Genomic DNA, 19,981 nt, shown 5'->3' with positions numbered 1-19,981 from the left:
GCGGTGCGGAACTCATCATGGTTTCGAGCAGTTGTCCCGACTGCTGCGACTACTCGACGACACGGATGTGGACGGCGCATGGATGTTCCCCAGGATCTGCCGCGTGAGCTCGACAGCGCGTTCCACGCCGTCGGCCTGCCCTGGCCGGACATCAGGATCGACCAGTTGGAGCGGGTGCTGGAAGAGCTGGGCGACCGGCCGGAGTCCGAGCGGGTCCACGAACGCTTCCGGATGTTGCGCAGGGGACAGGACCTGTTCTTCCGCATGTTGCGCGACATCGCCGACGAGCACGGCGGCGACGCCATGAGGATCCTGCGCCACAAGGACCGGCCCTGCGTGAGCGCCGTGCGGGACACCTGGGCCGAGACCATCGGCCAGGTGGAGGAGCTCCACGAGGCCGTCCGGAGCGTGGCTCGCGCGCTCGTGGCCGAGCGGGCGGCCACGAGCGACTACCTCGCCGGGCCGTGGCCGGCCTGGGTCGCCGGGCGGCCCGACCGCGGCATCCGCGAGGAGCCCACCGCCGGGCGCGGGCCCGCCTGCGACGCGCTGCTGCGCTGGCGGGACGACCGGTACGGCCCGCGGGTCTGCGTCGTCACCGGCTCTCCCGCCTCGGGCAAGACGACGCTGCTCGCCTGGTCCTGCCTGTCGGGCCTGCCGTCCTGGTCCGGATACCCGGGCAAGGAGGCGGCGGTCCTGCTGCGCAGCCTCTCGGTGGCCGAGGCCCGCGCGGAGCTGGAAGCCGAGCTCGGGCGGAAGGGCCTGGACGGCCTCGACGAGACGGTCCTCGTCACGCTGGGCGACCCCCAGCGGAGCCTGGACCCCGAGGCCATGCTCACGGAGCTGATCATTCCGCTGATCGAGAACCCCCATGTCCGCCTGCTCCTGGAGTGGCCGGACCCGGCCGCCCTCCCGTGCGAGGCCTTCGTCCTCGACCTCGACGATCCCCGCTGCACCGACCGCGAGGCGTTCGCCGGGTGGTACGCGGCCCAGAGCCCGCACTCCCCCTTCCCGGAGTGGTACGCCGCCGAGGACGCGCCTTCTCCCTTCACCGCGGGCCAGGTCTACCCGTCACCCGGTCTGGCGGCGCTGGCGGCACGGGCGAAGGGCGCCGATCCGGGAGAGGGCACGATCGCCGAACGGGTGACGGCGGCCTGGCTCGACGGAGTGTCGCCGGCCGCGCGGGACGCCGCGCAGACCCTGGCCCTGACGCTCGGCCCGGCCGGGCCCTACACCTGGCGGCTGTTGCACTGCGGGCGCCGCCGCGACGATCCCGCCGAGGCCGCGCGGGGCGTGGCGGAGGCCGCCGCGTCCCTGCCGCTCGCCGTGGCGGGGTTCCCGTCGTACGCGGTGTCACTGCCGGAGCTCAAGGCGGCGCTGGACCCGCCGCTCCACGGGCACAGCGAGCTGGTGGCGGTGATGCGCGGCTGGCCGCGCTGCGCCGACCTGTCCACCCCCTCCTACGCGAGCGTCCACCTGGAGGCCCACGAACGGCTGGCCGGCACCCCGATCCCACCGCTGCCCCTGTGCCGTCCCCCGGTCGAGGTCACCCGCGAGATGATGGACGGCCTGGGCTGCGAGCTCGCCCGCCCGCGCGCGTTCCATCCGGCCCTTGCCCATGGGCCCACCAGGAGGTTCATGGCCGAGGTCGGCCTGCCGAAGGACGGCCTGTACACAGGGCTGGGAGAGCTCGAGCTGTTCACCGAGCCGATGACCGGGCAGTGGCCCGACGACCACGACGAGCTGGCCGCGATCTCGCCCTGCCCCCTGGAGTCGCTGTTCATGATCGACTCCATGGACAGCTGGTACCTCTTCCTCGACGGCGGGACCGGCCGGATCTACGAGGTGCACGAGAGCCTTGAGGACGCGCGCCCGGCCCACGACGACGTGGCGTCGTACGCGTACTTCCTGTACGTCATCCACCGGACCCGTGCCCTGTGGTGCGGCAAGGACGCGCAGGGCAAGGCCTCGGACTGGTGCGCCGACGACCTGATCCTGGAGCTCCACACCTACTCGCCCGACACGATGGCCTCGGGAAGGGACCCCATCTGGCCCCTGGCCCTCACCGACTACACGCTTCTGACCTAGGCGGGCAACGGCGGGTCATCGGTGGTGATGCGGGTGCCGATGTCCTCGCCCTCGCAGATCGCCCGCATGACGCCTCTGGCGGCGACGTCGAAGACGTGCATGCGCAGGCCCTGCTCGTTGGCCAGCACGAACGCGCTCTCGTCCATCACCCGCACCCCGGCGGCCAGCGCCTCCCGGTAGGTGAGGTTCGTGTAGCGCTTGGCGTCGGGGTCGAGGTTCGGGTCGCTGTCGTACACGCCGTCCACGCCGCGCTTGGCGACCAGCAGGGCGTCCGCGTCGAGCTCCAGGGCCCGCTGCACGGCGGGGTAGTCGGTCGTGACGTACGGCTGGCCGATGCCGCCGGCCAGCAGCACGATGAGGTCGCGCCGCAGGTGCCGGTCGGCGCGCAGCCGGATGAACGGCTCGGCCACGCTCTGCATGGGCATGGCGGTCATGACCCGGACGTCCGTGTCCGAGCGGGCGGTCAGCACGCCGCGCAGCATCAACGCGTTCATGACCGTGCCGAGCATGCCGATGTTGTCGGCCTCGGCCCTGCCGATGCCCCAGCCCTCGGCCATGCGGCCGCGGAAGTAGTTGCCGCCGCCGATCACCACGGCGATCTGCACGCCGAGGTCGTGGACGGAGAGGATCTCGTCCGCGAGCTGGGCCAGGCTCCCCGGGTCGGTGCCCCAGCCGGCCTCCCCGGACAGTGCCTCGCCGCTGAGCTTGACCACGACACGTGAGTAACGACGCATGCCCGCAATCCCTTCGCGGTCGCGCGCTCGGCGACCGGCCCAAGGATACGTGGCCGTGGCCCGCTCCCACCGGCCGCGCTCGTTCACACGGTGAGCACGCCGACCGTCTGGTCACCGCTCACAGGGTGAGCACGCCGACCGTCTGGTCGCCGCTCACCTCCCCTGTGAGCTCGAACCCGAGCCTGCGGTAGAACCCCTCGGGGCCGCCGTCGCCCGGATGCCACGTGACGTACATCCGCGTCGCCCCCCGCCGCCTGAGCTCGGCCGCCACGGACGAGACGGCGAAGCGGCCGACGCCGCGCCCCTGCGCGCCGGGTGTCACGTTGAGCCGCCACAGCCCCGACCGGAAGTCGACCCCCTCGCCGTTCCAGTCGATGTCGAGGAACGCCATGAGGAACCCCACGGCGTCGGCGCCGTCGAGGATGAGGCGCGGCCAGGCCGTCCGCGGGCGGACGTAGGCCTCGGCCAGCGACTTCACCACCGACGTGACGAACTGCTCCTGGTCGGGGCGGACCCGTACGGCGATGGCCGCGTCGAGGTTGGCGAGGGTGACGGGCACGAGGCGCAGATCAGGCGTCATGGGGCGGATCCTGTGGGAGAGGCGTCGCCGCCCAGGGCGGCGTCCAGGCGCCAGTACCAGCCGATCAGCCTTCCGCGCGCCCGCTTCACCGGTCCAGCGCCAGTTTCACGCCGAGCCCGACGAAGAGGCCGCCCGTGGCGACCTCGATGCGGCGCCGGGCGGCGCGCCGGTGGCGCAGCCAGCCGCCGATGCGGCCCGCGAGCACGCCGACCGCGCCGTCCACGAGGAATTCCAGCGCGATGAGAACGGCCCCGAGAATCGCGAACTGCAACCAGACCTGACCGAGACTCGGATTGATGAACTGCGGCAGGAAGGCAATGGTGAAGGTGACCATCTTCGGGTTCAGCAGGTTGGTCATCAGACCGCTCAGATACGCCCGGCGGCCCGACATGCCGCCGCTGCCCACCGCCGCCTCCAAGGGGCTGTCATGGCGGTTGCGGATGGCCTGGACACCCAGGTAGATCAGGTACGCGGCCCCCGCGATCCGCACCACGGTGAACGCGACCGGCACCGCCTCGAACAGCGCCGCCAGACCGGCCGCCGCCACCGCGACGTGAACGGCCTCACTGGTGGCCACGCCCGCGGTGGCGAGCAGCCCGGCCCGCGGGCCGCCGCGCATTCCGCACCCCAGCACGAACAGCATGTCGGGCCCAGGAGTGATCATGGCGACAATGGTGGTCACAGTGAAGAGGGCGAGAAGATGGGGGTCGATAGGCATGACACGAATTCTCCCATGGCGTCCAAGACGGGAAAAAGTGTGACATCTACCTGGGATGAGGCGTTCGCGGATCGGTATGCGGAATGGTCGGCGCACATGGCGGCCGACATCGCGTTCTACGTCGGCCTCGCCCAGGAGGCGGACGGGCCGCTCGTCGAGCTGGCGATCGGGAACGGGCGGGTCGCCATCCCGGTCGCGCGGGCGACCGGACGGTGCGTCATCGGCGTGGACCTCTCCCCGTCGATGCTCGAACAGGCCCGCACGAACGCCGCCGAACAGGGCGTCCAGCTCGACCTGCGCGAGGGCGACCTGCGCGAGCTCACCCTGGAGGAGCCGGCGGCGCTGGTCTACTGCCCGTTCCGGTCGCTGCAGCACCTCCCGGCCTGGGCCGACCGCCGCCGCCTCTTCGAGCGGGTGGCCGCGTCGCTGCGCCCGGGTGGCCGCTTCGCCTGGAACGCCCTCGCCTTCGACCACCACGTCGCCGCCCGCTTCGACGGGACGCGGCGGCTGGAGCCGGTGCCGCACACGACCCGCTTCGCCGTGGGCGACAACCGCATCGACATCGTGCTGGACGACGGGGCGACGAGCTCGTCCTGGTGGGCGACGAAGAACGAGTGGCTCGGGCTGATCGACGTCGCGGGGCTGGAGCTGGAGGCGTTGTACGGAGGGTTCGCCCGCGAGCCGTTCACCGAGGACAGCCGCGAGTACGTGTTCGTCGCCCGCCGGCCCGTCCCGTAGGCGGCCCGGCGCTCACAACCAGGGCTCACAACGGCGCTCACAACCAGCGCAGCCGGCCGCCGTGCATCGCGGAGAACGCCGCCGGCTGCCCGTCCAGGGCCAGCACGTACATGACGGCGTCCGTCGGGGGACGGCGGGGGAGGCGGGCGGTGACCTGCGGGAGGACACTCTCGGTCTCCTGCGAGATCCAGTGGCAGCCGAGCCGTGCGAGCTGCTGCGTGAACGCGGCCCGGCCCTCGCCGGGCATGAGGTAGAGCACCGCCGTGTGGTAGACGACGAGCGTGGCGTGCGGGGGCGCCTGGGCGGCCACGTCGGCGAGCCGGTCGTTGAGGTCGCCGCGCACGATGGGCGGCGGGTCCTCGCGGGCCAGGTCCATCGCCGCCTCCAGGCGGTGCAGCCGCTCCCGCTGCTCCGGCCAGATCAGCGTGCGCAGCCACCGGACGTCGTCGGGGTCGTCGACGTCGAGGGGGTTGAGGTCGATGCCCGACCGCCAGGCGACGGTGATCGGGCCGGGGTGGGCGAGGTGTGGCGGCGGCACGCCCTCCACCTGGCAGCGCAGGCGCAGCGGGCTGTCCACGGCACCGGTCACGTGACCTTCGTCCACGCGGGCGGGCCGGCCGGGAGAAGCGCGGTCATGGGCGGGCCCGCCCGGCAGGTCGTAGGTGTAGGCGTACCGGTCGGGCAGCAGGCACAACCCGGCCGACGCGCCTGCTTCCAGCAGCGCCAGCGGCTGGGGCAGCGCGGCGAGCAGCGGGTACAGGGCCGCGCACCTGGCCGGCTCGTTGGTCTGGGTGCGCCGGGCGAGCATCGTCGCGACGACGGCCTCACGGTGCTCCAGGAGCGAGCGGCGGAAGTCGTCGTACCCGGACGGGGTGCCGGTGACGTACCGGACGGCGGCGAAGAGCAGGTTGGGCTGCCGCTTGGCCGGCGGCAGCTCGAACAGCAGGCGCAGCACCTCATGGTCGGACGCGACGCCGGAGGCGAGCCGCTCGTAGAGGGGCGAGGCGCCGCGGGCCTCCAGCGTCGCGAACCGCCGGTACCACTCCACCGTCGTGTCCCGCTCATCCGGCATCGATGCCTCCATGCGTGCGATCCGACCACGGGCGTCCTCAGGTCCGGCTGTTCAGCACCTCCCCGAGCAGCGCGAAGAACGCGTCGCCGCGGACGATCTCGAACGGGTCGCCGAGCAGCTCGCCCAGCTCCGCGATGTCGGCCGGCGCCCAGTTCCAGGCGTTGACGGCGCCGGCGATGAACAGCGGGCGCGCGCCGTCCCAGCCCTCGATGTGCCGGACCAGCGTGTCCCGGTACTCCTGAGCCCTGCCCTGCGGCGAGAAGTTCCCGATCACGGGCAGCCCCGCCGGAGCGGCCTGCAGGTCGCCGCTCTCCCACGACTGGATGATGCCGCGCAGCGGCGTGTTCTTCCTGTACGAGGCCGCGATCCGCGCGTCGAGGGCCACCCAGCCGTCGCCCGCCGCGTTGCGATGGTTGTAGGCGTAGACCAGGTCCATCCCCGTGCGGCGCAGGAACCGCCCGGTCAGCGCGGTGTAGGCGTCGAGGGCCTCGCGCGGCCACGACCCCGGGTAGGTGTAGCCCGCGCCGGACGGGCCCGCGATCAGCAGGTCGTGGTCCGTGGCCGTGCGCTGGTAGTACGCCAGCAGCGCGGGCCCGATCTCGGCCAGCAGCGGGCTGACCGTCCAGTTGGTGGGCACCCGGCCGCGCGCGGGGTCGTCCCAGATCTGGCGCATCCTGCGCTGGCAGTACTGGATGTTGTCGCCCTCGCCGACGGTGAGCGTCAGGTAGACGCGGTCGCGCAGCGTGGTGCGCGGCCTCGGGCGTACGCGGTCGGAGACGCGCGCCTGGACGCCCGCGTGCACGGTGGCGTTCATGTAGTAGTCGGCGGGCACCACCTCGACCGCGTGTTGCGAGGCCCGGTCCACCCCGCCCCACTCGCCCGCCACGTCGTTGGAGAACCAGCCCGCGTACGGCGTCGTGGGCCTCACCTGGCTCAGGATCTCGTCGAGCAGCGCGCCCGTCCCGCCGCTGGGCGGCAGCCAGAACACCATGGCCCGCATCGCCACCGTGTAGTCGCGGAAGTACGGGAAGGGCTCCACCCGGGTGGGCGCCGTGGTGGTGGCGGTGACCAGGAACTGGTTCCACAGGTCCACCTCGACGAGCAGTTGACGCGTGCCGGCGGGGGCGGTGAAGCGGTAGACGAAGTAGTTGCCGCCGTCGGCGAAGCGGTTGGCGTCCGCGCCGACAGCGGAGTTGAGGCCGTCGAAGAGGTACGCGGTCTCGGCGTCGGTGCCGGGGGTGAAGGAGGCGAGTTGCGCCCCGTCGGCCCTGACCACGACCGAGCCGACCGAGGCGCCCCAGCCGTCGTCGCCCAGCGAGTCCTGGAAGCGCAGGTAGACGCCGTCCTGGCCGGTCAGCTCCTGGCTGAGGTCGAACGTGCGCACCTGCCGGTTCGAGGAGTCCCTGATCCGCTGGGTCTCCCTGGCCACTTCGCGCCACCGTACGTCCTCGACGCGTACTGTCCTGGTCGGTGGCAGGCCGCTGAGCAGGGCCTTGGTGCAGCGGGGGAAGAGGTTGCCGAGCTGCCAGCGGTAGGTGGCGAGCACGTCGCCGGGGTCGAAGCGGCCGCGCAGGTCGGTGATGACCTCGAAGCCGTGCTCGACGGCCTGTTCCGCGGTGGCGGCGACGGCGTTCTCCAGGCCGGCCAGGGTGGTGGCGACGTTCACGGAGTCGGGGACGGCCGGGTCGTGCAGGATCGCGCCGCGGGCCTCGTCCCGGTAGCGGGCGATCAGGTCGAGCGGGCGGTCGTGGCGGGTGATCCGGGCGCCGGTGCCGTCCAGCCAGGCGGTGTCGTAGTTCTCGGCGTTGTAGTTGAAGTACAGGCGGGGGCGGCGGCGGTTGACGACTCCCTGGAGGGTGGTCAGGAGCAACTGGTCGTCGCCGTGCAGGGCGCTGACGTCGGCGAAGTCGAGGTGGGTGGGGCGGCCGAAGCCGGGGAGGAGGGGGGCCGCGGCGGTGGCGGCTCGGGCGGGGAGGGAGACTCCGAGCCCGCCGGCCGCCAGCACCATGCCGTTCGCGCGCAGGAAGGTACGTCGGGACACCATCGGCGTTCACTGCTCCTCGTCGGGGGGAGACCAGGAATGACAGCGTTGTCATCTGCTGGTGCGAACGTAACAACGTGACGGAATGTTGTCCATGGTGTAAAACCCGCCGACAGGGTCGAACCGTACTTTCGGCCGGTACTGCGATCACGTCCCGGCTCCTACCGTGGGAGGCATGCGGGAGCGGTGGGAGGCGGCCGGGCTCGGCGTCGCGTTCGCGGTGGTGCTCGCCGACTGGGCCCACCGGCTCGTGGACAGCTGGGGCGGCGGCTACTGGGTGCCCGGCTGCGTGGCGGGCGTGACGGTGGGCGTGCTCGCCCTCCTGCGCCGCCGCGCCCGGCTGTGGACGGCCGTGGCGGGCATGGCGGTCGCGGCGCTGGCCATCCTGCTCGCGCGGCTCTTCGACCTGCCCGCCGAGCCGGGGCCCGGACTGGCTCTCGGGCTGTCCGTGCTGGTCGGCTCCGCGCTCAGGACGCTGCCGGCGCCGCAGGCCGCCGGCGTCGGCGCGGGCGGGCTCGCGGTCGCCCTCGGCAGCCAGCTCTCCGGGTCCACGCACACCGCCGTCCTCGCGCTGAACCTCGGGGCCTGGCTCGCCGCCCTCGCGGGCGGTCTGGGGCCGCGGTGGCTGGCGATCCGCCGGTCCGCCGCCGCCGAGCGCGTACGCCACGCCGAACGGCTGAGGCTGGCCAGGGAGCTGCACGACGTCGTCGCCCACCACGTCACGTGCGTCGTCCTCCAGGCTCAGGCCGCGCAGCTCGTCGCCCGCAAGGACCCCGGCCGGGTGGCCGGCTCGCTCGCCGACATCGAGGCGGCCGGATCCGACGCGCTGGCCGCGACCCGGCGCGTCGTCGGCCTGCTGCGCGAGCCCGGCGGGCCCGCGGACTTCGGGCCGGCGGAGCGGCTCGGCGAGCTGGTCGCGCACTTCGACGGGCCTCCCGTGGCGCTGCGGCTGCCCGACGGGGAGCCGGCGTGGCCGTCGGAGGTGGCGGGCACCGTCTACCGGCTGGTCCAGGAGTCCCTGACCAACGTCTCCCGCCACGCACCCGGCGCGAGCGCGGTCACCGTCAGCGTCACGCAGGCAACTGAGGAGCTGGTGGTGGAGGTGACGGACGACGCCCCGCCGTCCCACCGGACCCACCGCGACCGCCTGGGCGGCGGCTACGGGCTGGTCGGGATGCGCGAGCGGGTCGAGGCGCTCGGCGGCACGCTGTCGGCGGGCCCGCGCCCCGCGGGCGGCTGGACCGTGCACGCCACGCTGCCCCTGCCGGAACGCGATGCGCACCGGACGCCGGCCGCCTCCCGGGGGACGCCGGCCGGGGCCGGCGGGCAGGGGCGGCGGTGAGCATCACGGTGCTGCTGGCCGACGACCAGCCCATGATCCGCGGTTGCCTGCGCCTCATCCTGGAGGACCAGCCCGACATCCGCGTGATCGCCGAGGCCGGTGACGGCGCGGAGGCGGTCGCGATGGCACGCAGGCTGCGGCCCGACGTGTGCCTCGTGGACGTGCAGATGCCCAGGCTCGACGGCATCGAGGTCACCGCCGCCCTGGCCGGACCCGACACGCGCGACCCGCTGCGGGTGATCGTGGTCACCACGTTCGACCTCGACGAGTACGTCTACGGCGCGCTGCGGGGTGGCGCGGCCGGCTTCGTGCTCAAGGACGCCGGGCCCGAGCTGCTCGTGGAGGCGGTCAGGGCCGCGCACGCGGGCGACGCGCTGATCTCGCCGTCGATCACGCTGCGCCTGCTGCGCCACGTCACGGCCGCCGCTCCCAGGCCCGCCCCCGGGCAGCCGCTGTCGGAGCGCGAGAGCGAGGTCGTGCGGGCGGTCGCCAGGGGCCGCACCAACCAGGAGATCGCCACCGAGCTGTGCATCTCGCTCAGCACGGTGAAGGGCCACGTGTCGTCCGTCATGACCAAGCTCGGGATGCGCAACCGGGTCGAGGTCGTCGCCTGGGCCTGGGAGAGCCGGCTCGTGCGCTAGTCCGCGAAGATCACTCCACGGGGAACGTGCGCAGCTCCTTGCGCGAGGCCAGCCCCAGCTTGCGCAGCGCGTTGGCGATGTGGCTCTCCACCGTGCGCCTGGACAGGAACAGCGCGTCGGCGATCTCCTGGTTCGTCTTCCCGGCCGCGGCCAGCAGCGCCACCTCGCGTTCCCGCGACGACAGCGTCCCGCCGTGCGAGGGCCGCCCGCCCCGCCACGGGTACGGGATCGGCACCCCGTTCTGCCGCATCACCCGGCAGACCCGCGCGAGGTCGCGGTCCGCCCCCATCGCCCCGTACGCCCGCAGGGCCTCCTCCAGCAGCGCCCCGCCGTCGCCGGACCCGCGCTCGCAGCGCCACCGCCCCAGCCGCTCCCCGGCCAGCGCCTCCTCGTACCGCAGCCCGGCCTTGCGCAGCAGGACCCGCGCCTCGTCGAGGAGCCGGTCGGCCCGCCCGGCGTCGTCCGCGCGCGCGAGCACGGCCTCGGCGGTCAGCAGCGCCGCCTGCGCGAGCGGCGCGTCGGCCCTGCCGAGACCTGCGCGCAGCTCCGCCACCTCCTCCGCGCCGCCGCGCCCGCCCAGGGCGTCCAGGGCGTCCACCAGGCACGACACGCTCTCGGCCGCCCACACCCAGTTCCCCTTGGCCCGCGCCAGGTCCAGGGCGGCGGTGGCGTGCTCGGCGGCGCCGGCGGCGTCGTCCAGCGACAGCAGCAGCCGCGACAGCGTCGTCCTGGCCGGGATGAGCGGCCACACCGCCCCCGTCCGCCCGGCGATCGCGATCACCTCGCGCAGGACCTCGACGGCCTGCTCGGCGGGGCCCGTCGCGGCCAGCAGCGCCCCGCGCAGCAGTCGCGAGTCCAGGGAGGCCGCGGCGAACGTGGCGGAGGTGTCGCCCAGCCGGCGCAGCCGCTCCTCCAGCCCGTCCCACCGCCCGGCGGCCCGGTCCACGGCGGCCGTCACCAGCGAGACGACCTCCGCCACCCGCAGGTACTCGGCCTCGTCGGCCACTCGCCGCCCCTCCGCGAGCAGGATCTCGGCCCGGTCGAGCCGCCCGGCGTGCAGGGCGCCCTGGGCCCAGTTGAGGCAGGCGCGGGCGTGCTCGCGGGGCGAGGCGCGCAGCCGCTCGTCGGCCAGCAGCGCGTCGATCAGCCGCCGGCTCTCCGGGTCGCCCTGCTCCAGCAGCAGGCTCGCGCGCGTGATGCGGACCGCGATGGCCACGTCCGGGTCGCCGCTGCGGAGCGCGGCCCGCTCCGCCTGCTCGCAGCGGGCGGTGTGCTCGCTGACGTGCCGGTCCACGACGGTCTCCGGCGCGGCCAGCACGGCCAGCGCGCGGCCCAGGAGCGCGGGCCGCTCGCCGAGGTCGTCGATCGCGTGCTCGATCTGCAGGTATCCCGCTCGCGCCTGCCCGTGCTGGCGCAGCAGGCGGCCGAGGGCGAAGCGCAGCTCGCCGCGCAGCGGGGCGGGCAGCGGCTCGGTGGCCAGCAGGCGTTCGAGTATCGGCACGGCCTCCGCATGCGCGAGCCCGTCCACGGCCGCCCGGCCCAGCTTGACGGCCAGCCGTACGCGTACGTCGCGGGACAGCTCGCCGACCTCCAGCGCGCGCAGCAGGAAGCGGGCGGCCGTGGCGTCGTCCCCGTGGGAGAGCGCCGTGTCGGCGGCGGCCTCGGCGTTGCCCACGAAGTCGGAGGTGCGGCCCGCGTGCAGGAAGTGGTGCGCCAGCCGGGCCACCGGCCGGGGACCGCCGCGGGACTCCAGGGCCCGCGCGGTCCTCAGGTGCAGCCACCGCCGCCCGGACACGGCGACGGACTCGTACACGATCTGCCGCGCCAGCGCGTGCCTGAACCGGGAGCGGCCGTCCTCCTCGTGCAGCAGCCCCACCGCCTGCGCCTTGGCCAGCGCCCTGGCCACCTCCGGCGGGCTGCGGTCGCTGACCTCGGCCAGCACGCGGTCGTCGGGGGTCATGCCGATGACGGCCGCGGCGCCCAGGATCTCCTGAGAGGGGTCGTCGAGGGAGGACAGGCGCTGCAGCACCACGTCCCGCAGCACGGTGGGGACGGCCAGGTCGGCCAGCACGTCGGGGCGGCCGGGGATCTCGCCGGCGGGCAGCCGCTCCAGCAGCGTGCGCAGCACCTCCTCCACGACGAACGGGATGCCGCCCGTCTTCTCGTAGAGGGGGCCGGCGAACGTGCGGGGGAGCTCGACCCCGAGCACGCCGCCTGCCAGCTCCTCCACCTCGGGCAGGCTCAGCGGGGCCAGGCTGATCGTGCGGGCCGGGCCCGACGGCGCCCTGGCGAAGGCCTCGCGGATGGGCAGCAGGCCCGCCTCGGTGCGTACGGTGAGGATCACCGCCACGTCGCGCGGCCGGTGGGCGGCCAGGAAGGCGAGGAAGTCGTGGGTGCCGGCGTCGGCCCAGTGCACGTCCTCCAGCACGAGCACCAGCGGGCCGAGGTGGTCGAGCAGCGCGACCGCCGCGCGGAACACCCGGTGCCGCTCCGCCCGCTGGTCGGGCAGCGGCGGGAGGGGCGGGGGCAGGTGCTCGGCGATCTCGGGCAGCAGCGGCGCCAGCGCCCCGGCCACGGGGTTGAGCGGCAGGCGCGAGCGGGCCAGCTCGGCCCCCGCCGAGCGGAACGCGTCGAGCAGCGGTGAGAGGGGCAGCGGCTCCTGGAGCTGCTCGCACTGGCCGACGAGCCGCCGGGTGCCGGCCAGGTCGGGCGCGGCGAACAGCTCCGCCACCAGCCGGCTCTTGCCGATGCCCGCCTCGCCCTCGACCAGGGCGAGCGACGGCGGTGACCCGATGACCGAGCGCAGCAGCGCCAGCTCGGAGCGGCGGCCGACGAGCACGTCGGAGAGCGAGCCCGAGGGGGCCGGTCCCAGAGGCAAGCGGCCACCTCCTACCGGATATCAGCGGCAACAGGCTACCTGATGTTAAATTTCCGTTTTGTGACGCCATAAATCCGTATCCAGTACGGATACCGGCCCAGTCCGTCCCTTATTAGCGTCGGCGATCATCCGCGTGATCCGCGGGACGCATGAAGGGGCGACGATGCATCTGTCCACATCCCCCAGACGGTTGGTGGCGACTGCCGCGCTGACCGGGCTGGCGATGGCCGGGCTCGCCTGGCCGAGCACGGCGGAGGCCGGCGCGGAGGAGCAGAAGACTTATCTCGTGCGGCTCGCCGCGGAGCCGGTGGCGACGTACGAGGGTGACGTGGCCGGTCTGGCGAGGACCAAGCCCGCCGAGGGCGAGAAGATCGAGACGGGCTCGGCCGAGGTGACCGAGTACGTCGATCATCTGAAGGGCCGCCACGACGCCGCGCTGCGCAAGGCCGGCGGCCACAAGCTCTACGAGTACGTCTACTCCTACGAGGGCTTCGCCGCGCGCCTGACCGCCGACCAGGTGGCCAAGATGCGGGCCTTACCCGAGGTCGTGTCGGTGACCGAGGACAGGAAGGTCTCGGTGGCCACCTCCTCGACCCCGGCCTTCCTCGGCCTGGACGACCGCGGCGGCCTGTGGGACCGGCTCGGCGGCCCGACCGGCGGCAGGAAGGGCGAGGGCGCCGGTGACGGCCTGGTCATCGGGGTGATCGACAGCGGCATCTGGGCGGGCAGCCAGAGCTTCGCCAACCCGGACACGAGCGGCAGGCGGTACGGCCCGCTGCGCGGCTTCCACGGCGGCTGCGCGCAGAGCAGCCCCGACCAGTCATGGGACGCCAAGCTGTGCAACGGCAAGGTCGTCGCGGCCAGGCACTTCAACGCCGGCTGGGGCGGTGACGCGGGCGTCAAGGAGCAGCTCCCGTGGGAGTTCCAGTCGCCGCGCGACTACAACGGCCACGGCACGCACACGGCCTCCACGGCGGGCGGCAACCACGACGTGACCGTGACGGGCCCGGCGGCGGCGTTCGGCAAGATCAGCGGCATCGCGCCGCGCGCCAGGATCGCCGCGTACAAGGCGCTGTGGTCCACGCAGGACGCCTCCACGGCGAACGGCTACTACTCCGACCTGGTCGCCGCCATCGACCAGGCGGTGGCCGACGGCGTGGACGTGATCAACTACTCGGTCTCGGGCACCAGCACGGACCTGCTCGACCCCGCCGAGCTGGCGTTCCTGGCGGCGGCGGAGGCGGGCGTGTTCGTGGCCGCGGCGGGCGGCAACGACGGGCCGGGGGCCGCCACGGTGGCGCACCCGTCCCCGTGGGTGACCACGGTCGCGGCCGGCACCCACGACCGCGCCACGCACGGCTCGGCGACGCTCGGGAACGGCGCCTCGTACGAAGGCGTCTCGCTGGCCGCGACCAAGGCGGGCCCCGCGCCGCTGGTCGACGCCGCAGCGGCCGCGGTGGCCGGCGCGGACCCGGTGAAGGCCGCGCAGTGCTGGGCCGCCAGGGACAACGGCGGCACGGCGGTGCTGGACCCGGCCAAGGTGAAGGGCAAGATCGTGATCTGTGACCGCGGCACCACGCCGCGGGTCAACAAGAGCGTCGCGGTCTCCGAGGCGGGCGGCCTCGGCGTGATCATGACGAACGCGGACGAGAACTCCCTGAACGCCGACCTGCATGTCATCCCCACCGTGCACCTCGCGGTCAAGGACCGGCAGGCCGTCAAGGACTACGCCGCCACGGCCGGCGCCACGGCCACGGTCGAGCAGGCGAGGATCACCTCGGACGCCCCCGCCCCGTACGTGGCCGCGTTCTCCTCGCGCGGCCCGCTCCAGGCGGCGGGCGGCGACCTGCTCAAGCCCGACCTGATCGCCCCCGGTCAGGACATCCTGGCCGCCTACGCGCCGCCGGGAGCGAACGGGCTGGAATTCAACGTCTCCAGCGGCACCTCCATGGCCGCCCCGCACGTGGCAGGGCTGGCCGCCCTGCTGAAGGACCTCAACCCGCGCTGGTCCCCGATGGCGGTCAAGTCGGCCCTGATGACCAGCGGCTCCGACGTCAAGGACGGCCCGTCCACCGACCCGTCGGTCATCTTCGGCCAGGGCGCCGGGCACGTCACCCCGAACAGCGCCGCCGACCCCGGCCTCGTCTACGACAGCGGCATCGAGGACTGGACGGCCTTCCTGTGCGGCAGCACGAACGCCGTCGAGCCGAAGGTGTGCCAGGCGCTGGCGGGCAAGGGCCGCTCCTTCGACCCCAGCGACCTGAACGTGCCCTCGATCGCCATCGGCAGGCTCCCCGGCACGCAGCAGGTGACCCGTCAGGTGACCAACGTGGGCCGCTCGACCGCCACGTACACCGCCTCCGTCACCGGCCTCGACGGCATCGACGTCAAGGTGTCGCCGAGCCGGCTGACGCTGCGCTCCGGGCAGACGAAGTCGTTCACGGTCACGTTCACCCGGACCACGGCCCCCATGAACGCCTACGTGGGCGGCCGGCTCACCTGGAAGGAGCGCAGGCACACCGTGCGGACGCCCGTCGTGGTGCGCCCGGTGCCCGAGAAGTGGGCGGCCACGTACGGCGTCGCCGGAGGCAAGGACACCGCCGAGTTCATCGTCAACGACCCCGCGGGCAAGCGCGTCTACGTGACCGGCGCCAGCTACGGCTCCACGCCCGGCCTGCTCAGCCCGAGCATCGCCACCGTCGCCTACGACGCCGTGACCGGCAAGGAGCTGTGGAGCAGGACGTACGCGGGCCCGGCCGGCAACTACGACGAGCCGTTCGCGCTGGAGCTGACCCCGGACGGGAGCAAGCTGCTCGTGGCGGGCGTCAGCGCGGGCACCGAGACCGGCACCGACGCCGTCACGCTCGCCTACGACGCGGCCTCCGGCGAGCCGCTGTGGACGGCCCGCTACACCGCGGCGAACGCGCACTCCGACCACGCCAACGCGGTGAAGGTCGCGCCCGACGGCAGAACCGCCTACGTCACCGGCATGACCACGGTCGGCGACAACGGCGAGGCCGACTACTTCGTCGCCGCCTACGACACCGCCGACGGCAGGGAGAAGTGGCAGACCCGCTACGACGGCCCCGGCAAGGGCACCGACGACGCCCGGGTGATCGAGCTGACCCCCGACGGCACGAAGCTCTTCGTCAGCGGCCAGAGCCAGGGCGAGGAGGGCACCGGCCTGTCCGACTGGGGCACGGTCGCCTACGACGCCGCCACCGGCCGGCAGCTCTGGACGGCCGGGAACAACGGCCCGGCCAACCGCATCGACGTGCCTTCCGGCATGGCCGCCGACGCCGGGGCCGTCTACGTCACGGGCAGCATCGAGACGCAGGACACCCAGAGCGACGTGATGACGGTCGCCTACGACGCCGCCACAGGAAAGGAGCTGTGGGCCGACCGCTACGACGGCCCCGGGCACGAGAGCGACACCCCGCACGACCTGACGCTCGCGCAGGGCAGGCTGTACGTCACCGGCAACACCACCGGCGAGGGCACCGGCTCCGACTTCACCACGCTCGCCTACGACGCGGCCACCGGTGAGCGGTCCTGGGTGCAGCGCTTCGACGGGCAGGCCGGGAACGAGGACTACGCCTGGGCCGTCAGGGTGACGCCGGACGGAAGCAAGGTCGTCATCGCCGGTCAGAGCGCCGACGACCAGGCGAAGGGCACCGACTACGTGACCGTCGCGTACGACGCCGGGAGTGGCGAGCAGCTCTGGGTGGGCCGCTACGACGGCGCGGTCGGCGCCTCCGACGACGCCCACGGCCTGGCCGTGGACGCGACCGACGCCGAAGGGGTCCGGATCTTCGTGACGGGCTCCAGCGCGACCGGCGGCACCCCGCCGTTCGCCCTGGAGATCGACTTCGCCACGGTGGCCTACTTCGAGCCGTGGAAGCAGTGACCTTCTGACCAAGGAGCGCCTCCCGTGAAAACGGGGGGCGCTCCTGTCGTTTCGGACGTGACCACTGCGGGTAGGCCCGTGTTGATTCTGAGCTGCCTGATCTTCAGGAGCCCCAGATGTCCCGTATCACACTCACTCCCGCAGCCCGTGAAGCGCTCCGCGACGGAGAAGTGATCTTCTTCGACTGGCACGTCACCGGCCTCTGCTGCGCGGACGCGGGGGAGTTCTCGGTCAGGGCGTTGAGCCGCGCCAAGCTGCCCCGCCGGGCCCGCCCGCTGGGGCCGACCGGCCTGGTGTACGCCCACCCCACCGCCTGGGTGCATCTCACCGACCTCCCCGTCACGATCGACTGCCGCCCGCTGTGGCGCTGGCGGCGCTTCGTCTCCGATCTGCCGCCGGACGCCGGCCTGCGCTGCTGCCTGGGGCGCCCCCTATATGGCCCTCACTACGGGAGGTAACCGGTGAAGCTGCGTTCCATCATCATCTGGACGGCGGTGGCCATCGTCGGCGCCGTGGGGTGGGCGGTGCTCGCCCTGTCCAGGGGCGAGAACGTCAACGCGGTGTGGCTGCTGTGCGCCGCGCTCGGCTCGTACGCCATCGCCTACCGGTTCTATGCCCGCTTCATCGTGCGCAAGGTGCTGCGTGCCGACGACCGCAGGGCCACCCCTGCCGAGCGGCTCGACAACGGCATCGACTACCAGCCGACCGACCGCCGGATCCTGTTCGGCCACCACTTCGCCGCCATCGCCGGCGCGGGGCCGCTGGTGGGGCCCGTGCTGGCGGCCCAGATGGGCTACCTGCCCGGCACCATCTGGATCATCGCGGGCGTGATCTTCGCCGGGGCCGTGCAGGACATGGTGATCCTGTTCTTCTCCATGCGCCGCAACGGCAGGAGCCTCGGGCAGATGGCCCGCGAGGAGATCGGGCCGATCGGCGGGGCCGCGGCGCTCATCGCGGTCTTCGCCATCATGATCATCCTGCTGGCGGTGCTGGCGCTGGTCGTGGTGAACGCGCTGGCGCAGTCGCCGTGGGGCGTCTTCTCGATCGCGATGACGATCCCGATCGCCCTGTTCATGGGGTTCTACCTGCGGGTGATCAGGCCGGGCAGGGTCGTCGAGACCACGGTCATCGGCGTCGCGCTGCTGCTCCTGTCGATCGTGGCCGGCGGCTGGGTGCAGGAGTCGAGCTGGGCGCCGTTCTTCACGCTGAGCCCGTCGGCGCTGGCGCTGTGGCTGATCGCGTACGGGTTCGTCGCGGCCGTGCTGCCCGTGTGGATGCTGCTCGCGCCGCGCGACTACCTGTCGACGTTCATGAAGATCGGCACGATCGTGCTGATCGCCATCGGCATCGCGATCACCGCGCCTCCGCTGCAGACCACGGCCTTCACCGACTTCGCCTTCAACGGCAAGGGCCCGGTGTTCGCCGGGTCGCTGTTCCCGTTCGTGTTCATCATCATCGCCTGCGGCGCGCTGTCGGGCTTCCACTCGCTGATCTCGTCGGGCACGACGCCCAAGATGATCCAGAAGGAGACCCAGGTTCGCATGATCGGCTACGGCTCCATGCTCATGGAGTCGTTCGTGGCCATCATGGCGATCACGGCGGCCTGCGTGCTGACGCCCGGCCTCTACTTCGCGATGAACTCCCCGGCCGGAGTCCTCGGCCCCACCGTCCAGACGGCCGCCGAGGCGGTCACGAACATGGGCTTCGTCATCACGCCGCAGGACCTTGAGGCAGCCGCCGCGGCCGTGCAGGAGGAGACGCTGATCGCCAGGACGGGTGGCGCGCCCACGCTGGCCGTGGGCATCTCGCAGATCTTCTCCGGCTTCCTCGGCGGCGCGGCGCTGCAGGCGTTCTGGTACCACTTCGCGATCATGTTCGAGGCGCTGTTCATCCTCACCACCGTGGACGCCGGCACGCGGGTGGGGCGGTTCATGCTCCAGGACACGCTGGGCAACCTGTGGAAGCCGATCTCCCGGGTGAGCTGGTGGCCGGGGCTGGTGGTGACCAGCGGCGTGGTCGTGGCCGCCTGGGGGTACTTCCTCTACCAGGGCGTCAACGATCCGCTCGGCGGCATCAACCAGCTCTTCCCGCTGTTCGGCATCGCCAACCAGCTCCTGGCCGCCGTGGCGCTGACCGTGGCCACGACCCTGCTGATCAAGAGCGGGCGGCTCAAATGGGCCTGGGTGACGGGCGTGCCACTGGCCTGGGACGCGGCGGTCACGCTGACCGCCAGCTACCAGAAGGTGTTCTCGCCCGACCCGACGCTCGGCTTCTTCGCCCAGCGCGACCGCTACCAGACGGCGCTCGACCAGGGGCAGCTCCTCGCGCCGGCCAAGACGACCGGCGCCATGCGGCAGATCGTGGTCAACTCCACCGTGGACGGCATCCTGGCGGCGCTGTTCGCGATCCTGATCATCGTAGTGCTCCTCGACGCCGCCCGCGTGTGGATCAAGGCGATCCGGATGCGGGAGCCGCTGCCCAGCACGGAGGCGCCGTTCGAGGAGTCGAAGATCTACGCCCCCGCCGGGCTCATCGCCACCCGCGAGGAGAAGGAGATGATGGCCAGGGCCTCCTCAAGCGGGTAGCCACCGCTGCGTGGGCCAGCCCTCCAGCCGCCACGCGCTGTCCCAGAACATCCACTCGTACGCCGCCGCCCGGCAGTACGCCTGCGCCATCGCCGCGCGGGTGTCCGGCCCGGCGGCGGCCGCGAGCCTGTCGGCGATGGCCTTGGCCTGCTCGACGGAGGCCGCGAAGCCCGGGTCGGCGTAGGTGGAGATCCACGCGCCGTACGGGTGGCCTGCGGTGTCGCCGACGCGCTCCAGCAGCGCCGTGCCGACGTCCTGGTAGATCCAGAAGCACGGCAGCACCGCCGCCGCGATGACCGGGTAGGGCTCGGTCAGCGCGGTGGCCTGGAGGTACGACGCGTACGCCAGGCAGGCCGGCGAGGTGGGGCCCTTGGCGTCGAGCTCCTCGATGTACCCGGCGTGCAACATCCGCTCGGCCGCCAGCGCCGTGTGCGCGCTCCGCGCCCAGAACGCCGCGTCGTCCGCGGTGGCGGCCCGGACGGAGGCCGTGGCCAGCGCCTTGGAGAACGCCTCCAGGTAGCGGGCGTCCTGCAGCATGTAGAAGCCGAACCGCTCACGGTCGAGGGTGCCGTCGCCGAGTGCGGTGATGAAGGGGTGCTCGTGGATGGCGCGCATCAGCCCGGCCGTGCGCTGCCACATGTCGTCGCAGAACATGCGCGG

At 73.1% G+C, this 19,981-nt stretch carries 14 protein-coding genes; 7 read left to right on the top strand and 7 right to left on the bottom strand.

What is annotated here, in order from left to right:
* Positions 1-78: 78 nt before the first annotated feature.
* The gene (locus HD597_RS47025; RefSeq protein ID WP_253753228.1) at positions 79-2,085 is read left to right on the top strand and encodes an SUKH-4 family immunity protein; all 2,007 of its coding nucleotides are present in this window, start codon (positions 79-81) and stop codon (positions 2,083-2,085) included.
* On the opposite strand, the gene pyrH is transcribed toward HD597_RS47025, so the two are convergent.
* The 3 genes from pyrH to HD597_RS47010 form a co-directional block, all read right to left on the bottom strand.
* On the bottom strand, positions 2,082-2,819 hold the full coding sequence (gene pyrH, locus HD597_RS47020) for a UMP kinase (protein WP_253753225.1): 738 nt from the start codon (positions 2,817-2,819) through the stop codon (positions 2,082-2,084). The genes HD597_RS47025 and pyrH overlap by 4 nt on opposite strands.
* Before the next feature lie 118 nt (positions 2,820-2,937).
* Complete coding sequence (locus HD597_RS47015) at positions 2,938-3,399, bottom strand: GNAT family N-acetyltransferase (protein ID WP_253753224.1); 462 nt, start codon at positions 3,397-3,399, stop codon at positions 2,938-2,940.
* An 85-nt stretch (positions 3,400-3,484) separates the two neighbouring features.
* Positions 3,485-4,063 (bottom strand): LysE family translocator, encoded by a 579-nt coding sequence (locus HD597_RS47010; protein WP_276083203.1) that lies wholly within the window; start codon positions 4,061-4,063, stop codon positions 3,485-3,487.
* 150 nt (positions 4,064-4,213) lie between these two features.
* On the opposite strand from HD597_RS47010, the gene HD597_RS47005 reads away from it, so the two are divergent.
* The gene (locus HD597_RS47005; protein WP_253753220.1) at positions 4,214-4,855 is read left to right on the top strand and encodes a class I SAM-dependent methyltransferase; all 642 of its coding nucleotides are present in this window, start codon (positions 4,214-4,216) and stop codon (positions 4,853-4,855) included.
* 37 nt (positions 4,856-4,892) lie between these two features.
* Here HD597_RS47005 and HD597_RS47000 read toward each other — a convergent pair whose 3' ends face one another.
* Positions 4,893-5,927 carry a DUF2332 domain-containing protein gene (locus tag HD597_RS47000; RefSeq protein ID WP_253753218.1) on the bottom strand — a complete coding sequence of 345 codons (1,035 nt, stop codon included), beginning with the start codon at positions 5,925-5,927 and terminating at the stop codon, positions 4,893-4,895.
* A gap of 37 nt (positions 5,928-5,964) precedes the next feature.
* Positions 5,965-7,971, bottom strand: coding sequence for a GxGYxYP domain-containing protein (locus HD597_RS46995; protein ID WP_253753216.1), 2,007 nt, complete (start codon positions 7,969-7,971; stop codon positions 5,965-5,967).
* 172 nt (positions 7,972-8,143) lie between these two features.
* On the opposite strand from HD597_RS46995, the gene HD597_RS46990 reads away from it, so the two are divergent.
* Together HD597_RS46990 and HD597_RS46985 are read left to right on the top strand one after the other, a co-directional pair.
* The gene (locus HD597_RS46990; RefSeq protein WP_253753214.1) at positions 8,144-9,310 is read left to right on the top strand and encodes a sensor histidine kinase; all 1,167 of its coding nucleotides are present in this window, start codon (positions 8,144-8,146) and stop codon (positions 9,308-9,310) included.
* Complete coding sequence (locus tag HD597_RS46985; protein WP_253753213.1) at positions 9,307-9,951, top strand: response regulator; 645 nt, start codon at positions 9,307-9,309, stop codon at positions 9,949-9,951. The genes HD597_RS46990 and HD597_RS46985 overlap by 4 nt, the downstream gene beginning before the upstream one ends.
* A gap of 10 nt (positions 9,952-9,961) precedes the next feature.
* On the opposite strand, the gene HD597_RS46980 is transcribed toward HD597_RS46985, so the two are convergent.
* On the bottom strand, positions 9,962-12,829 hold the full coding sequence (locus HD597_RS46980; protein ID WP_253753211.1) for an ATP-binding protein: 2,868 nt from the start codon (positions 12,827-12,829) through the stop codon (positions 9,962-9,964).
* A 163-nt stretch (positions 12,830-12,992) separates the two neighbouring features.
* Here HD597_RS46980 and HD597_RS65250 point away from each other — a divergent pair, with 163 nt between their 5' ends.
* The 3 genes from HD597_RS65250 to HD597_RS46955 all read left to right on the top strand — a co-directional run bounded on the left by HD597_RS65250 (position 12,993) and on the right by HD597_RS46955 (position 19,321).
* Entirely contained in the window at positions 12,993-16,736 is a 3,744-nt protein-coding gene (locus tag HD597_RS65250) for a S8 family serine peptidase (protein ID WP_276083202.1), read from the top strand.
* A 116-nt stretch (positions 16,737-16,852) separates the two neighbouring features.
* A complete protein-coding gene (locus HD597_RS46960; RefSeq protein ID WP_253753209.1) occupies positions 16,853-17,194 on the top strand; it encodes a hypothetical protein in 342 nt (113 codons plus the stop codon).
* A 3-nt stretch (positions 17,195-17,197) separates the two neighbouring features.
* Positions 17,198-19,321 carry a carbon starvation CstA family protein gene (locus HD597_RS46955; protein WP_253753207.1) on the top strand — a complete coding sequence of 708 codons (2,124 nt, stop codon included), beginning with the start codon at positions 17,198-17,200 and terminating at the stop codon, positions 19,319-19,321.
* On the opposite strand, the gene HD597_RS46950 is transcribed toward HD597_RS46955, so the two are convergent.
* Complete coding sequence (locus HD597_RS46950) at positions 19,310-19,975, bottom strand: TenA family protein (protein ID WP_253753205.1); 666 nt, start codon at positions 19,973-19,975, stop codon at positions 19,310-19,312. The genes HD597_RS46955 and HD597_RS46950 overlap by 12 nt on opposite strands.
* Positions 19,976-19,981: the final 6 nt, after the last annotated feature.

The sequence above is a fragment of the Nonomuraea thailandensis genome (assembly GCF_024172165.1).
In the GTDB taxonomy this organism is placed as follows: Bacteria; Actinomycetota; Actinomycetes; order Streptosporangiales; family Streptosporangiaceae; genus Nonomuraea; species Nonomuraea thailandensis.
The sequence above is the reverse complement of the archived record's forward strand: the minus strand, read 5'-3'. Positions and strand labels throughout refer to the sequence as shown.

Excerpts from the sequence above, each read along its gene's own strand:
- HD597_RS47025 (WP_253753228.1), top strand. The coding sequence starts at position 79 with ATGGATGTTCCCCAGGATCTGCCGCGTGAGCTCGACAGCGCGTTCCAC.
- pyrH (WP_253753225.1), bottom strand. The coding sequence starts at position 2,819 with ATGCGTCGTTACTCACGTGTCGTGGTCAAGCTCAGCGGCGAGGCACTG.
- HD597_RS47015 (WP_253753224.1), bottom strand. The coding sequence starts at position 3,399 with ATGACGCCTGATCTGCGCCTCGTGCCCGTCACCCTCGCCAACCTCGAC.
- HD597_RS47010 (WP_276083203.1), bottom strand. The coding sequence starts at position 4,063 with ATGATCACTCCTGGGCCCGACATGCTGTTCGTGCTGGGGTGCGGAATG.
- HD597_RS47005 (WP_253753220.1), top strand. The coding sequence starts at position 4,214 with ATGGCGGCCGACATCGCGTTCTACGTCGGCCTCGCCCAGGAGGCGGAC.
- HD597_RS47000 (WP_253753218.1), bottom strand. The coding sequence starts at position 5,927 with ATGCCGGATGAGCGGGACACGACGGTGGAGTGGTACCGGCGGTTCGCG.
- HD597_RS46995 (WP_253753216.1), bottom strand. The coding sequence starts at position 7,971 with ATGGTGTCCCGACGTACCTTCCTGCGCGCGAACGGCATGGTGCTGGCG.
- HD597_RS46990 (WP_253753214.1), top strand. The coding sequence starts at position 8,144 with ATGCGGGAGCGGTGGGAGGCGGCCGGGCTCGGCGTCGCGTTCGCGGTG.
- HD597_RS65250 (WP_276083202.1), top strand. The coding sequence starts at position 12,993 with ATGCATCTGTCCACATCCCCCAGACGGTTGGTGGCGACTGCCGCGCTG.
- HD597_RS46960 (WP_253753209.1), top strand. The coding sequence starts at position 16,853 with ATGTCCCGTATCACACTCACTCCCGCAGCCCGTGAAGCGCTCCGCGAC.
- HD597_RS46950 (WP_253753205.1), bottom strand. The coding sequence starts at position 19,975 with ATGTTCTGCGACGACATGTGGCAGCGCACGGCCGGGCTGATGCGCGCC.